11 protein-coding genes are annotated in these 15,434 nt (G+C 41.1%); 8 read left to right on the top strand and 3 right to left on the bottom strand.

Annotated features, from left to right (window positions below; genetic code table 11):
- The first annotated feature begins 27 nt into the window (after positions 1-27).
- Positions 28-2,901, top strand: coding sequence for a beta-phosphoglucomutase (gene pgmB / locus AACT52_RS10745; RefSeq protein ID WP_073630726.1), 2,874 nt, complete (start codon positions 28-30; stop codon positions 2,899-2,901).
- A 76-nt stretch (positions 2,902-2,977) separates the two neighbouring features.
- Here pgmB and AACT52_RS10740 read toward each other — a convergent pair whose 3' ends face one another.
- Both AACT52_RS10740 and AACT52_RS41340 read right to left on the bottom strand, forming a co-directional pair.
- The gene (locus tag AACT52_RS10740; protein WP_073630724.1) at positions 2,978-3,463 is read right to left on the bottom strand and encodes a ParA family protein; all 486 of its coding nucleotides are present in this window, start codon (positions 3,461-3,463) and stop codon (positions 2,978-2,980) included.
- A complete protein-coding gene (locus AACT52_RS41340) occupies positions 3,429-3,659 on the bottom strand; it encodes a ParA family protein (RefSeq protein ID WP_073630722.1) in 231 nt (76 codons plus the stop codon). The genes AACT52_RS10740 and AACT52_RS41340 overlap by 35 nt, the downstream gene beginning before the upstream one ends.
- Before the next feature lie 548 nt (positions 3,660-4,207).
- Here AACT52_RS41340 and AACT52_RS10730 point away from each other — a divergent pair.
- From AACT52_RS10730 to AACT52_RS10700, 7 genes are all read left to right on the top strand, one after another.
- A complete protein-coding gene (locus AACT52_RS10730; RefSeq protein ID WP_073630720.1) occupies positions 4,208-5,545 on the top strand; it encodes a CHAT domain-containing protein in 1,338 nt (445 codons plus the stop codon).
- A gap of 64 nt (positions 5,546-5,609) precedes the next feature.
- A complete protein-coding gene (locus tag AACT52_RS10725) occupies positions 5,610-5,789 on the top strand; it encodes a hypothetical protein (RefSeq protein WP_233153909.1) in 180 nt (59 codons plus the stop codon).
- A 106-nt stretch (positions 5,790-5,895) separates the two neighbouring features.
- Complete coding sequence (locus tag AACT52_RS10720; protein WP_073630718.1) at positions 5,896-8,874, top strand: GUN4 domain-containing protein; 2,979 nt, start codon at positions 5,896-5,898, stop codon at positions 8,872-8,874.
- Positions 8,875-9,054: 180 nt separating this feature from the next.
- The gene (locus tag AACT52_RS10715) at positions 9,055-10,008 is read left to right on the top strand and encodes a hypothetical protein (protein WP_073630716.1); all 954 of its coding nucleotides are present in this window, start codon (positions 9,055-9,057) and stop codon (positions 10,006-10,008) included.
- A complete protein-coding gene (locus AACT52_RS10710; RefSeq protein WP_073630714.1) occupies positions 9,990-10,913 on the top strand; it encodes an AAA family ATPase in 924 nt (307 codons plus the stop codon). Before AACT52_RS10715 ends, AACT52_RS10710 begins: the two co-directional genes overlap by 19 nt.
- Before the next feature lie 57 nt (positions 10,914-10,970).
- Positions 10,971-12,365 (top strand): hypothetical protein, encoded by a 1,395-nt coding sequence (locus AACT52_RS10705; protein ID WP_083630248.1) that lies wholly within the window; start codon positions 10,971-10,973, stop codon positions 12,363-12,365.
- A 15-nt stretch (positions 12,366-12,380) separates the two neighbouring features.
- Complete coding sequence (locus AACT52_RS10700) at positions 12,381-14,705, top strand: pentapeptide repeat-containing protein (RefSeq protein WP_073630713.1); 2,325 nt, start codon at positions 12,381-12,383, stop codon at positions 14,703-14,705.
- On the opposite strand, the gene AACT52_RS10695 is transcribed toward AACT52_RS10700, so the two are convergent.
- Complete coding sequence (locus AACT52_RS10695) at positions 14,691-15,398, bottom strand: hypothetical protein (RefSeq protein WP_073630711.1); 708 nt, start codon at positions 15,396-15,398, stop codon at positions 14,691-14,693. The genes AACT52_RS10700 and AACT52_RS10695 overlap by 15 nt on opposite strands.
- Positions 15,399-15,434: the final 36 nt, after the last annotated feature.

Genomic DNA, 15,434 nt, shown 5'->3' with positions numbered 1-15,434 from the left:
GTTTCATCTCAAAAACCCTGGTTTGTTATGGATCAAAAAGATTATTCCCACCACTTTATTTATACAGATTGGACACTCATTGAAACCCAGCTTAACCCCAACAAGATTCACCACAGAGAAACCGTTTTCACAATTGGCAACGGTTACTTGGGAACACGGGGTGGTTTTGAGGAAGGTTTTCCGAATGACTTGCCAGCAACGTTCATTCATGGGGTCTATGATAATGTTCCTCTTGTATACACCGAACTTGCCAACTGTCCTGACTGGCTACCGCTGGTTATCATAGTTGATGGGGAACGCTTCCGGATGGAACGCGGCGAGATATTGAACTATGAGCGGCAGCTTGACCTGCATCGAGGTATTCTCAGCCGTAAGATACGTTGGCGAAGCCCAAACAGGAAAACAATAGACCTTTACTTTGAACGCTTTGCCAGTCGGGCGGATGAGCATGTGTTGGGGCTGCGCTGTCAGCTAACGCCAGTAGATTTTGACGGTTTCATTGAAGTTCAGGCTAGCATCAACGGCTATCCAGAAAATCAAGGTTTCAACCACTGGGAATTGATCGATCAGGGCAAGTTCGACCAAGGAACATGGCTGCACCTCCAGACTCGCAACACCCGCATCGCCTTGGGGATGGCTGTGGGAATCACAGTATCGGGAACTGATGCCCCGATACAAGTCACCAGTCCACCAGGCTATCCTACTTTGACGACCACATTCCTGGCTTCGTCAGGACAAACCATAACGGTGGATAAGCTGGTGGCAGTTTTTACATCGCGAGATGTGAATAATCCAACTCAAGCCGCTTGTGAAAAACTTGCTCAACTGCCTGAGTATCCGGTGCTGATAGACGCCCATGTACAAGCATGGGAGCAAGCTTGGCACAAAAGCGACATCTTGATTGAAGGGGATACGAAAGCTCAACTTGCCGTCCGGTACAGTATCTTTCAATTGCTGATTAGTGCCCCACTGTATGATGACAAAGTCAGTATACCTGCGAAAACACTTTCGGGTTTTGGCTATCGCGGTCATGTTTTCTGGGATACAGAGATTTTTATTCTGCCCTTTTTCACTTACACTCAACCAAAACTTGCTCGTAACTTGCTCTCTTACCGCTACCATACATTAAATGGAGCGAGACGCAAGGCATCTCACTACGGGTATAAAGGGGCAATGTATGCTTGGGAAAGCGCCGAGACTGGTGATGAAGTGACACCACGTTGGTTACCTCCTAATGATTTTTACGGAGAAGACATTAGGATTTGGTGCCGCGATCGCGAAATCCATATTAGCGCTGATATCACTTACGCGGTTTGGAACTATTGGCAAGCTACGGGCGACGACGAGTGGATGCGGGACTGCGGCGCGGAAATTATTTTGGATACTGCTGTGTTCTGGGGGAGTCGCGTTGAGTATGATACCAAGGACGAACGGTATGAAATTCGTGGGGTGATTGGAGCGGATGAGTACCACGAACTCGCAGACAATAGCGTGTTTACGAACCGGATGGTGCAATGGCACTTAGAGAAGGCGATCGCCGTGTATGACTGGCTGCATAACACGTACCCCGACCGACTCAGCACATTACAGCAGAAACTGCAACTGACTTCAGGACGGCTTTCCCGTTGGCAAGACATCATTACCAATATATGGATTTCCTACGATTCATCCACAGGACTGATCGAGCAGTTCGAGGGATTTTTCAAGTTAGAAGATATCAACTTGGCTGACTACGAACCACGCACCCGTTCAATGCAAGCCATTCTGGGCATTGAGGGAGGAAACAAGCGGCAGGTTCTCAAGCAGCCAGATGTGTTGATGCTTCTGTATTTAATGCGACAATCGCAGGAATTTCCCTACACCCAAGAAATACTACAGACAAACTGGGACTACTACGCACCGCGTACGGACATTACTTATGGTTCGTCATTGGGACCAGCAATTCACGCCATCTTAGCCTCAGATTTGGGCAAATCAAAAGAGGCTTACGAACGGTTTATGCAAGCCGCATTGGTAGATATAGAAGATGTTCGTGGCAACGCTGACGACGGAATTCATGGGGCTAGTGCTGGTGGTGTTTGGCAAGCCGTGGTTCTGGGGTTTGGTGGTGTCCAACTTGGGGAAAATGGACCCGTAGCAACGCCACAACTGCCTCCTGGCTGGAAACGTTTGCAGTTCAAGCTGCATTGGCGCGGCGAGTGGCACGAGTTTGACCTACGTCCTGGGCAAGATCACTTAACGCCTCTCGATATTCGGGGAGTTATCTTCGATTTAGATGGTGTGATAACCGATACCGCAGAATACCACTACTTAGGCTGGCAGAAGCTGGCAGATGAAGAAGGATTACCCTTTAATCGCGAAGCAAACGAAGCGCTGCGGGGTGTATCTCGTCGCGGTTCGGTGCTGAAAATAATTGGTAGAAAGCAATACTCAGAACCGCAGATCCAGGAGATGATGGAGCGCAAGAACCGCTACTATGTGGATTTTATCCAAAGAGTCACACCAAAGGATTTATTACCTGGGGCAATTGCGTTGTTAGATGAGTTGAAGCAAGCTGGTATCAAGATAGCGCTTGGCTCTGCAAGCAAAAATGCTCGCACAGTGATTGAGAAACTGGGAATTGCCGATTACTTTGATGCGATCGCTGACGGTTATAGCGTGACGCAATCCAAGCCTGCACCCGACTTATTTCTCTACGCAGCTGAACAGTTAGGACTTCAACCTGAGCAATGTGTCGTTGTCGAAGATGCAGCATCAGGTATTGAGGCGGCGCTTGCGGCTGGAATGTGGGCTGTGGGACTTGGTCCTACTGAACGAGTGGGAGCAGCTCACGTTGTCTTACCTAGTCTCGCGGGTGTTCACTGGACGGAACTACGAGAGAAATTGAACAGTAGTAAGTAAAACGCAAACAAAGACAGCACACGTGTAGAGACGTTGGATGCAACGTCTCTACATTAGACTTCTTGCAAAAGTATGATTAATGGATATTTAGAACCGCAGATGCACGCAGATAAAGGAGGCAGTGCGTTGCGGGGGTTCCCCCCGTTGAAGCAACTGCCGTGCAGATAATAAATCTCGTGTCCACTTTTAGTTCTGTCCAATCCCGCCATGCCACTTTACCCCCTCGAACTTTGTAGACAGGAACCCCACTAGTCACCGCGTCCTTATATGCTTTGTAAAACCGAATCCCCCGGCTAAAGACAGGATAACCCTGAGTCTTGAGTGCTTTTATTGCCTCAAGCCCGTCCTTTTGTGGCGGTGGTGGAACCATCGTGAGCAGCACTCTCCAATTGGTATCCTCCGGTAGGGATTTCGCCATAAGTGCCATTGCGTCCATGCTCAACAGGTCTGGTGGAGTTGGCACAATGAGTAAATCACAACCGCTCGCCAATTCCTCAACTTCTACATCATTGGGTCTAGCTGGTGTGTCAAAGATAATGAACTCGAACGATTGCGATCGCATCAGTTTTGCAGCTTCCTTCTCGCCGCACACCTGAAACGGCAGTCCCCCCAGGTTTTGCCCAAGTTGTTGCTGAGCGGTTGGGGTCAGCATCAATGACCAGGGTTGCACCGTCCTTAGAGAACAGTGAGGCGAGGTAGATAGCCGAAGTTGTTTTGGCAACCCCGCCTTTAAATGAGCTTAGAGAGATGATCGGCATAATCTTCCCTCATGAAGTTAAACGCATCATACCGCACCTGCACACATTTATTATGAATTTGTGGATGTGTAAATATTTGGGTACCTGATATCTTGCACCTCACCGTACAAACGCAGGCAACGTAAAAATATGCCTGAAAAAGCTACCTTATTTTTATTGACTTTTATGGCAAAATCAAGAGTTTCAGTTTATTACTGAGTAATGAAGTTACATCAATTTTTATTGGTGCAAAATGTAAGGTACCCAAATAAAGTGCCGAGAAAATAGCCCCTTTATTTTGCGGTATAAGGGGCTTCATTTTGTCAGGTAAGAAGATAATCATTCTCAAAACGTCCTCGGATTTGCTCCTATAATCGTCTACAGTACAAAAAGATAAGGACGGCAGATGGTGCTTGCGATCCTGAATTTGTGACAAAAGACAAAGCAATGAAATAGTCAAACGGGTATGAAGCGCAATAACCCAACTGCCTACGAGCACCCATCCGGATCGCACAGAACCTGCCACAACAATTTCCAACTTGTAGCAAAAATATCAGGGATTGATAAATATGAATTTATCCGGTCAACAACGTAGAGAACTACAAGACGCTTTGATTGATGCTTTTCCAGATATAGCATCCTTAGAGCAAATGTTGGCGTATGAATTAGATGGTAAAAATCTCAGAGCCATTGCAGGCGAAGGAAGTTTACAAAATATTGTCTTTAAATTAATACAAACAGCAAATGCTCAGGGATGGATTGAAGATTTAATTCGTGCTGCACAGAAAGAAAACCCTAGAAATTCAAAGTTGAATGCGATTGCTCAAAAATTGTTGAATGCGGAAATCCCTTCTATGAAATACCAAGATTTTCAAATATTAGTTGATAACAATAACAAAATTCGCGCTTCTTCAGAGCAAGGTGATGTTTCGGGTGAATTCCGCTTGGAAATGAACGAAATTGAACTGGCGTTAGAACTGATTGAGTCTAAAAAGACAAATGATAAGTTACTCAAAAGATTAGGAAACCAACTTTACCAAGCGCTTTTTCCCAACCAAATTAACGCTCGCTTCCATGCTACTATGGCAGGGGCACAAGCAAATGAAGACAGCGTTCGCTTGCGCTTAATATTTCAATCTCCTCAATTAGCCGCGCTCCCCTGGGAATTCCTCTATGACGAAGAAACCAACACCTTTTTAGGAAACAACACCCAAACAGTGCTCTCTCGCTATATTGATGTTCCCCTGCAAAAACGGGACATTATAGCCGCCAATTTACCCCTGAAAGTGCTACTCGTTATTTCATCCCCTACTGACTTAGCTACATTAGATGCAACTGGCGAAGAAACGCTTATTCGGTCAGCTCTGAAAAAGCACATAGAAGTAGGTAAAATAGAGTTAGATATTATACAAGAAGCTACCATCCGTAACATTAATCAAAAGTTGCGTGAAAAACCCTATAATGTATTCCACTTCATTGGACACGGTGTTTTTGAGAACAATAAAGGCTACATAGCGCTGGAAGATACCAATAAGGCAGCTAAATTGTTGGATGATGAAGGTTTCGCCAACTTCTTCTTGGGCAACCGCAACTTGGGGTTAGCTGTGCTCAATTCCTGTCAAGGGGCAGAGGTGTCGGAGCAACAAATTTTTGCAGGAATAGCACCCAACCTGGTGCGACGGGGAATACCAGCAGTAGTCGCCATGCAATATTCTATCCTTGACGACACCGCCAAGCTTTTTGCTGATGAATTCTACCGCACCCTTGCCCTGGGCTACCCCGTAGACGCTGCCATCCAAACAACCCGTAATGCCATTTCTCAGGATGTCGGATTAGATAAACGCGACTTTGCTACACCAGTGCTTTATATGCGGGCTAGAGATGGAATAATTTTGAGTGGGCTGTAATTTGATATGTATCTCCGCAAGACCTGCTGTCGCTATTAGCCAATACATTGATTATGCGATCGGTATGAATAATCCAATTCAAGACAGTGCAGCAATTGAGTTTGCTAAAGGATTTTATGATGGACTGGGTTATAAAATCTCCCACAATCAAGATGTATTTCAACGAGCCTTTGATGAAGGCATGGTTGCTATTGAGATGGAAAACCTTTCGCAAGGAGCGATACCAGTTTTGAAAAAACGATAAGACTGGTCGAACCTAAAATTAAACCAATTAATTTCCTCATAGCCCTTAGCACTAACAATTTTCAAAATACTCCGACTTTCGTATGTGAGCCATTTATATAAAACATATGAAATTATCTAGTAAACAATTGCAAGAACTACAAGAAGCTTTGATTGATGCTTTTCCCAATACAGCATCTTTAGAGGAAATGTTGTCATATAAATTAGATAAAAATCTCAGAGCAATTGCAGGTGAAGGAAGTTTACAAAATATTGTCTTTGAATTAATAAAAGTAGCTAACTCAGAGGGATGGGGTACCAATTTGATTTGTGCTGCACACAATCAGAATCCGGGAAACCCAAAACTGAAAGCTATTGCTGAACAACTACCGCCTCAGAGCACATCAAACGTTATTCAACCAAATAACCAACGAGTTTTGCGAGCTTCATTAATTTGGCTGTTAATGTTTTTTATAAGTGTTGGTTTATTCATAACACTTCATTTTGTAATTATTACCTTTCAATTGGATAAAGCATTCTGGTCTTTGTTTTTAACAGTCGTTTTGTCGCTCCTAACCCTAGCCGCAATATTCTTGATTAAATTCCTAAATCGACTTTTCCAGAATTCAGAACTAAGTTTAAACCAATTAGCAGAATATCTTGCAGATATATTGTGGAGTCGAGTTGAAGTTTTGGTGTGGGAATTAACCTCTCCATTTCAGCGCCAGTATTACGAGAGTTTAATTTATAGTTGCCGCGACTATAAAACTCAAGGATTAAAAACTAAGGGAGAGTTTACCTTTGCTTTAGATAAAGTGTTTGTGCCATTAAAAGTTTTGCCAAAAAGCCCAGATAAAATTTTACCGAATATGATTCAGTCTAGCAGCATGACTGATAATCTCAGCAGCATTTGGGATATTTTAGTGGCAAACAAAAAAACATCTGCTTATTCTAGTCTAGCAATCATTGGTTCGCCTGGCTCGGGAAAAACAACTCTATTACAACACTTGACCCTCACCTATGCCAAAAATACCCAGCGTCTTCAACATAGAGAAGCACCAAAGCTGATTCCCATACTGGTATATCTGCGTGAGGGCAATATTCAAACAGAAATTTCTAAAGCACATCCACCGAAATTATCAGAATTGATTGAACGTCAAGAATCCATTAGCCAACTGAACCCACCGCCACAGTGGTTTGAAAGAAAATTAAATGCCCAGCAATGTTTGGTGATGTTGGATGGACTTGATGAAGTGGCAGATTTTCAAGTTCGCCGTTCAGTCAGTCGTTGGATAAATCAACAAATTAAAACATATCGCAATGCGTTTTTTCTTCTGACTTCAAGACCCCATGGATTAAGGAGTGAAAGCGATTCTTTAGAAGAAATTAAGACAATTGTAGAAGTACAACCATTTAGCTTAGGACAGGTAGAGACCTTTATTCACAATTGGTATTTACAACGAGAAATTATGAGCCACGTGAGAAACGACGACATAGGTGTAAGGCGGTTAGCGCGAAACCAATCCAATGATTTAATAGAACGCATTAAAAATTCCCTACCTTTAGCAGCAATGGCATTCAATCCACTACTGCTTACCATGATTGCTACAGTTCACTGTTATCGTGGTGCTTTACCAGGACGGCGGGTAGAGTTGTATGCTGAAATTTGTGATGTTCTCCTAGGACGACGACAGGAGGCAAAAGGTATTCCTGATGTATTAACCGCCGAGCAAAAGAAAGCTGTACTCCAAGTGTTAGCATTAGAGTTAATGAAAAAGGAAACCCGTGAGTTCACTCCAGCACAGGGATACTCTCTCATCCAAAGTGAGTTAACCAAAGTAGCCAGCAACAATCAAACTCCAGAACAATTTATCAAAAATATAGAAAATGTCAGCGGTTTATTAGTGGAAAGAGAAAAAGACAGATACGAGTTCGCTCACAAAAGTTTTCAAGAATACTTAGCTGCCGTTCAGATTAAAGAAACCAATCAAGAATTATTACTAACAAATAAAATTAACGATGATTGGTGGCATGAAACGATTCGTCTTTATACTGCCCAAAGTGGAGCCACACAAATTATCTGTGCTGCTTTGGAGAATCCGACTGTTTTGGCGCTAAAACTTGCCTTAGATTGTCAAGAAGAAGGTTTGCGAGTTGAACCACAAGTCAGGCAACAGCTTGCAGATAAGCTGGAGGCTGGATTAAAGTCCAATGATCCAGAGATTTTTCAACTAGCAGCTCAAGTCAAACTAGCACGACGATTAAGTAGCCTAGTCAGAATTGATGAGCAACTAGAAATTGATAATGATAGCTATATAACTTGTGCTGAGTATCAACTTTTTCTTGATGAGACAGGGGAAGCTCGCCAACCTCAACATTGGCATAGTAAGCGATTTCCATCTGGAGATGCCAAAAAAATAATTTCAGGCATCAACCAGGGAGATAAATATCGATTTTGTGTCTGGCTAAAATCTTGGAGTGAGAAACAAGGTTTAAATAATCAGCTTACTGAATCATTAACTTTTTACAGGTTGCCAACACCGTCGGAAAGAATTCAGCATCCTATCAAAGATGACCAACAGTTTGCAGACAGTGCAATTCGCCTTGTTAAGTTTCAAATCCCTTTGAGATACAGTCAACTTGCTAATTACCTATTAAGCGGAGAATGGAGACAAGCTGATGAGGAAATAGTTTCTGTAATGCTGCAGGTAAGTAAGAAAGAAAACCGAGGCTACTTAGGCTTAGAAGATATCGAAAATTTCCCATGTGATGATCTCTGTCGAATCGATTTTCTATGGATATATGCGAGCGAGGGGCGTTTTGGTTTTAGCGTTCAGAAGGACATTTACAAAAATTTGGGAGGTACGAGCAAGCCTAATGAGAGACTATGGAATAACTTTGGCGATCGCGTAGGGTGGAAAGTGAATCAAACCTGGATAGATTACTCAAAAGTTACTTTTGATACCACTGCTCCTGTGGGACACCTCCCGTTCTTCGTTCTTTGGCGTTCTGGGATCCTCGTTCGTGATCCTCGTTTGTTGGTTCGTTCTGTGCCTTTGACTAAATTTCTATCTCTCTTCTCTCGCATCCAGGATTGTAAAGTTTAACCTATAAGCTTTACATCGTCCTAGGCTTTACTGAGAATGGAGAGGCTTTGCTGAGTCGTATGGGGGATAATTATCAAAGGACATTGGAGGTGAAACGGTTGGCTAAGTTTGACACGTGATATTGCCGTGGTTCTCCAGGAGGAGATGGTGCTGTATCTTTGTTACTCAGCCACTTGAAGCTTGGCACGCGAGCGTGTGATTACATTTCTTTTTTCATTAGGCTACGAAAAATTTACTGAAACTGCTAGCATTTACCAGGAATCATACCTTGTCCATTTGTATCTTTGGGTAAGTCTTATTTTTGTAAAACTATCAACAACAGTAGTAACCGTGCATATTAGTATCGCAGATGACAGTCAAATCAAGAACCAGCAACTCTATCACGTTTTACTTAAGTTGGACTACACAGATCAGGAGCAACTATTTTCCAGGTTTATTACGACAAATCAAATAGCGGCATTTTTGATTCATGGGTCTTCTCAAGACTATGGACAACATTGGTTGACGAATCGATTGCTTAAAAAAATCCGCAGAGTATCGGATAAACCTGTGTTGGTGGATCTCGACTGTCTTGTTCATAATCGAAATTCTCAAACAATGTGGAGGGAATTAGGTCGTCACTTTGGGGGAATAAAAGACTCTCCAGATTTAATTGCAGGGAAAGTATTAAAATCTTGGACAACTAAAAATATCTATATTGTTGTTGACAATGTGCAATCCATGTCTGAGCAGCTACTACAGGAACTAATACAGAAGTTTTGGTTGCCACTTGCTACTCAAGCTCAAAGTATTGCCTCCCAGACTAATTTCAAATTACTGATGTTCCTAATAGATAATGTAAGCAAAGTTGAAAGCCAAAGCTGGAACGTTTCATTCGCTGAAAATTTTGAGCCAACCTGGAGATGTCATCAACCAGTTATACTACCTAAAAATAATGTTTTTTCTGATATAGCATTGCGAGATTGGATTAACCATGAATCTGTTTACTTACCAGATCAATTAGTAGAAAATATAGATGGAGTCATACAAACAATTCTAGAAAATAGTGAAGCTGGTATACCGATACCAGCTTTTCGTGAAATATGTAATTTATGTGAATGTGAATGGCTTGAGGAATGGTTAAAAATTTGTTGAGCAATTATGTATCTGAATATACAGGCTTAGTCCAACCTAAGCCAGGAGAATGCGACCCTAAAACAGGTCAACTGTTATATCCCTATTTACCAGATCCTGAATTAGTGGAAGCGGTTAATCTTGCGATCTACTTGCAACGTCCTTTGCTGTTAAAAGGAGAACCTGGATGCGGTAAAAGCGAGTTAGCCAGAGCAGTTGCTTATGAATTGAAACTTGACTTTAAAGACTGGTATATAAAATCTACAAGTCGAGCAAAAGATGGTTTATACACCTACGATGCAGTTGGACGTTTACGAGATGCTCAACTTGCAACTTCTAATAGTCTAACGCCAGAGGAAAAACAACGAATTAATCAACCTTCAGGATACATCAGTTGGGGAGCATTAGGAGAAGCATTTCTTTCTGACCAACCTACTGTGGTTTTAATTGATGAAATTGATAAAGCTGATATTGATTTTCCCAATGATTTGCTGTTGGAGCTAGATCAGCGTTTTTTTATTGTTGATGAAACTCGCCAGATGATTAGGGCAAATATTGCCCCTATTGTCTTTATTACCAGTAATGACGAAAAAGACTTACCTGACGCATTTCTACGACGTTGTTTATTTCATTACGTTGAATTTCCGAATCATGAACGACTCTTTGCTATTATAAATGCTCACTTTCCTACTGAACCAGAAGCATTGGTAAGAAAAGCTATAGCCCGCTTCCTTGAATTACGTAAAGAAATGCAGAAAGACAAAGGGGAGGCAGGAAAAAAAGTTAGTACTAGCGAATTAATTGACTGGCTTCGTGTGCTGGGTCGATATCCCCAAGATGATATTTTAGCTAAGTTGGATGGCAAAATTCCATTTGCAGGTGTCTTACTGAAAAATTGGGATGACCATAAGCGTTATCTCAAATAATTTCTTATATGTTTATAACTTCGAGCTTATGAACCTCACTCTCCAGTTTCTACTAATATGGATAACCTTCCTCTCCTAGAATTATTTACTCGATTACGCCAAGCTGGATTACCGCTAGGCGTGGATGATTATTTGGCAGTTTTAAAGGCATTGCAAGCAGGTTATGGCATTTCAAACAAAAATGCTTTAGCTAGATTATGCCGTACTCTATGGGTTAAATCAAAACAAGATAAACAATTATTTGAGTATCATTTTGAAAAAATTATTTTGTCTCAAAATGAGCCAATTAACTCTTCCATAATGATGACTTCACCTCCTTCAATCTCTGGTAAATCGCTCAAAAATAATCCTCAGAAAAAAGGGCATAAATCATTTCTAATTTCCAACTATTTAAAATTACTACAACATTATGTAATTCCAGTAGTGATTTTTAGTTTATTCTTTGTAGTTGCTATCAAGATTTGGCCTTCAAATCACGTTCTTCTTCAAAAGGAAGAGCCGAGTTATCCAATATATGTTGTTAATAATATGCAACGTACGGTAATTCCACTACGGTTTATTTTCTTTATATTCTTTGTTACTTTTGCTGTTGCATACGCTATCTCCAGAAGAGTAGAAAATAGTAGGGATAGCAAGGTTAAAAATCCACTACATTCTGAACCAGAAAACACAATACCTGATAATACATCTCAAGCTTTGGAGAATACAAGCGACGAAAAAAAAGTGCTAGAAGCTCAACAAAAAACTTTCCAAGCAAAAACTGTAAAAGCTCTCAACCGCTTTATTCAAATAACTGAAGAGCCTGCACTAACCCGTCGCCAAATGAAACAAAGTTGGCGTTATCTACGCCGTATGCTTCGAGAAGGAGTACCAACAGAACTCGATGTCGAGGCAACAATTGAGCGCATTAGCAGACAGGGAGTATTGCTTGAACCTGTGATTGTGCCGCGTCGTGTGAACCGGAGTAAACTGTTGCTGTTTATCGATCAAGATGGTTCGATGATGCCATTTCAAAATTTATCGCACCAACTAGCAGAAACTGCCATCCGAGGTGGACGTTTGGAAAATACAGATATTTATTATTTCCATAATTGTCCAAATGGTTACCTTTATCGCGATCGCTACTATCAAATGCCAAAAACAATTGACGATGTTCTAAACAGCTTGCGTTTTCCCCATACTTCTGCCTTGGTATTTAGCGATGCTGGTGCTGCAAGAGGTGGATTAAATCCAGAGCGAGTGGAAGTAACTGCACAATTTTTAGAGCAACTTAGAGAGCAGGTTCGTCATATTGCTTGGCTCAATCCAATGCCTCGTTATCGCTGGCTTGGCACTACTGCAGGTCAAATTGCTCGATTGGTGCCGATGTTTGAATTAAGTCGCCAAGGCTTTCATAATGCAATTTCTGTCCTACGCGGTCAGTCTGGACATTTTGGGGTTTCAAAACTTTGAAAATAAATTAGTTGTATGACAGTTACTTCTAGCCTAAAACCCGGTATCGCTGCTCGACAGATTGCGTCTTTTGAAAAACGCTTTGGTCAAGCACATCTACTGCTAGCATATCACGCCGCTTTCCCGTTGGTACTTACCTCGGATCTACTTTACTCTTTGTGGATCAACTTCCGGCAGGATATCCGTGGTCAAGCCCTGAATATTCCTTGGTTTGCTGTAGCCGATTTGTTACTTTCAAGCTTATGTAACGAAGTTGGGTATCAACTATACCAGATGGACGCAACGGTGCGAAATGAGTTGCTAAATCGTCTGCAAGAAGATAATTGTTTTGGTCAAACACGAATTAAAGAGTTATCAAACTTCTTGCTAGATTATATTCAGAAACAACTTCAAAGTGATGAGCCTTATATTCAAAATTTTGCAAAAGCGCAGCGATGGGCAGCGTTAGCCTACACCCGTCCCCACAAAACTACCTACGAATTAGCACTAGCGTTTTCTCAGCTAAATTTTGATAATCCGGCTGAAATCCTACGTATGTTGTCGTTGTTGGAGAATTTAGCATTGCCACTACCTGAGTTTCAATCTTTATTAACGTACGCGTGCGGTATAGCAGCTTTTGTGCACGGAAACATTGAAGTGGCAACGGCGCATTTGAAGGAATTAGTGGGTGCAGATAACCGAATCCGAATTGCAGGTGTAAGATTGCCTATTCCCGCCCCTGTCCAATCAAGGCTAAATGCATTGCGTTCAAAACGCACTCGTAATTTCAGCCGCGCTAATTTGCGGGGTAAATCTTTTAAAGGGCAAGACTTAACAGATGCAGATTTTAGTTATTCAGATATTCGAGGTGCAGATTTTTCCGATGCTATTCTTGTTGGCGCTAACTTCGCACACACCACCGCAGGATTACAAAGTTATTGGATAATAGGATTAATATTATGCTCAATGCTGCTATCGTTCTCATCAGGCTTGGGCGCAATTATGACAGGAGATTTCCTAGAAAAAATGTATTTAATCGGTCTTAATAATGAACCAACTTACATTTTTGCAGTAAGTGTCTTGCTATTATTTGCAGTCGTTGGTGTTGTCATTATCCGTCGGGGTATTGAGGCAACTTTAGGGTCTATAACCTTAGCTATAACTGGCATCTTAGCTCTAACTTTAGCCATAACACAAGCTACAGCTTTTGGGGATTGGTTTATAAGGGTAGCTATAGCAATTGCTGGAATTATTGCTCTGGTTATTGGTGGTAGTGGTGCTAGGTTGGGGGTTTTAAGCTTCCTTGGGAAATGGGCTACTCGTTTGACTATAACTATAGGCGTGTTACATTCGCAAATTGGATATATTGACATACGAAAAGTTCTTGGTATAAACAATTTTGTATACGAATTCTCAGATATTCCTGATGGCAAATTTAAGGTTTGGCTTGAGACTGCATTCAATGGGAATGTGAATACAGCAATTGATTCGGCTATTATTGTAAGTTTAGTTGGAACTGTTGGTTTAATTCTGGCTGAAGCCATAGGTATGGCTTTGGCTAATATTGTTAGTAAAGCATCGGCTTTAACAGTAGGCTTATGCGGGCTTTTGTTTTGGTTTTTATTTTTAATTCAGGCTCAAACAGAACTTAGCTCATCTGGGAGTGTGCTGATACTTTTAAGCATAGCTGGACTAGGTGTATACGTGGGTTGGCAAGCCATCAACCGAAATGAGAAATATGCTTTCGTTGTAAATGCTGCCGTTGCTGCTATAAGTTTTTGGATGAAAGGTACAAGTTTTCGAGGAGCTAATCTAACTGATGCCAATTTTTCTGAGGCAAAGGTTAAAGGTGTAGATTTCAGTGATGCTAACCTCACACGTACCTCATGGTTTCATGCCAAAGAACTCGAACTTGCCCATGTTGGAGAAAGTTATTTGAAGTCTCCACAAATAAGACAATTAGTAATAAAACGCTTGGGACAGGGCAAAAACTTCGATGACCTATCCCTGCGTGGTTTAAACTTATCTGAGGTTGATTTGGTAGATGCGAGTTTTATTGGTACAGACCTAAGTTACACTAATTTACAAGACGCCAATCTATCTGGTGCAAAGCTCATAGAAACTCAACTCGAACAAACTGATTTGACTGGCGCTTGTTTGACTGGCGCTTATATTCAAGACTGTAATATTACAAGTTCAACTAAACTCGATGGAGTAGAGTGCGATTACATTTATATACCATCGGTTACACCAGATAATCTCAATCTCTGTCGTCAACCAGAAGATTATGGAGAGATATTTGAGCCTGGTGAATTTGCTGATTTTGTTGTTCAGTATATGGAATCTCTACATAGCCACTGAACCTAATTTTCTTTTTTCTAAAGCTAATAATCTAATAAACATTAACGTTACATAGATAGTTAATAATGGGTTGTAGACAAAGAAATTAATGGCTGTAGTAAGCAATCTATTCAAAACAAAAGCAGGATCAGAGGTTGATAATTCCCCCCCATTGAGTTCCCCTGAAACTCCAAAAATAGATTCACTGATTAAGCTAGAGATAAAATCTAGCACGTTACTGATAAGAATTAGTGTTAGGAAATTCCAGAAAATCTGCCAACCATAACCTTTAGTCAGTTGCCAACATCGCTTAAATACGTCTCTTGTTGAAAGATCCTTGATTATAACTAAAGAAAACACAAAGTATAAACGAGGAAATAAAAATAAAATTAATAGTAGCGGTGATAAGCATATTCTTAAAAAAAGGATTTTTGGAAAGTTCTCAATCGCTTTTTGTAGAGATTGAGAAATAGTTATTTCTTCTTGATTTAGTTTTTTATAACAGAAAAACAATGCTGCTTCAAAGAAAACAGCACCTATAGATAAAAAATACAATTCGTCTATGATGCTAAATAATATTTTAGGAATTACAAGTTTTGACAAAGATAAAATCAATGAGGGAATAAAGAAAATCAGCAGTGATTTGTAAATTGGTAGAACTGATATTAATGAATCCCGTAGTAAGCGGACAGGGGTGATTGATTGAGTTGTCATGAGTGGAATATTTACTTGTTCTAATTATTCATAGAG

This window comes from Scytonema sp. HK-05 (assembly GCF_963872035.1).
Classification (GTDB): Bacteria; Cyanobacteriota; Cyanobacteriia; order Cyanobacteriales; family Nostocaceae; genus Kalymmatonema.
Note: the sequence above shows the minus strand (reverse complement) of the source record. Positions and strands in the feature narration are given on the sequence as shown.

Excerpts from the sequence above, each read along its gene's own strand:
- pgmB (WP_073630726.1), top strand. The coding sequence starts at position 28 with ATGGATCAAAAAGATTATTCCCACCACTTTATTTATACAGATTGGACA.
- AACT52_RS10740 (WP_073630724.1), bottom strand. The coding sequence starts at position 3,463 with ATGCGATCGCAATCGTTCGAGTTCATTATCTTTGACACACCAGCTAGA.
- AACT52_RS41340 (WP_073630722.1), bottom strand. The coding sequence starts at position 3,659 with ATGCCGATCATCTCTCTAAGCTCATTTAAAGGCGGGGTTGCCAAAACA.
- AACT52_RS10730 (WP_073630720.1), top strand. The coding sequence starts at position 4,208 with ATGAATTTATCCGGTCAACAACGTAGAGAACTACAAGACGCTTTGATT.
- AACT52_RS10725 (WP_233153909.1), top strand. The coding sequence starts at position 5,610 with ATGAATAATCCAATTCAAGACAGTGCAGCAATTGAGTTTGCTAAAGGA.
- AACT52_RS10720 (WP_073630718.1), top strand. The coding sequence starts at position 5,896 with ATGAAATTATCTAGTAAACAATTGCAAGAACTACAAGAAGCTTTGATT.
- AACT52_RS10710 (WP_073630714.1), top strand. The coding sequence starts at position 9,990 with ATGGTTAAAAATTTGTTGAGCAATTATGTATCTGAATATACAGGCTTA.
- AACT52_RS10705 (WP_083630248.1), top strand. The coding sequence starts at position 10,971 with ATGGATAACCTTCCTCTCCTAGAATTATTTACTCGATTACGCCAAGCT.
- AACT52_RS10700 (WP_073630713.1), top strand. The coding sequence starts at position 12,381 with ATGACAGTTACTTCTAGCCTAAAACCCGGTATCGCTGCTCGACAGATT.
- AACT52_RS10695 (WP_073630711.1), bottom strand. The coding sequence starts at position 15,398 with ATGACAACTCAATCAATCACCCCTGTCCGCTTACTACGGGATTCATTA.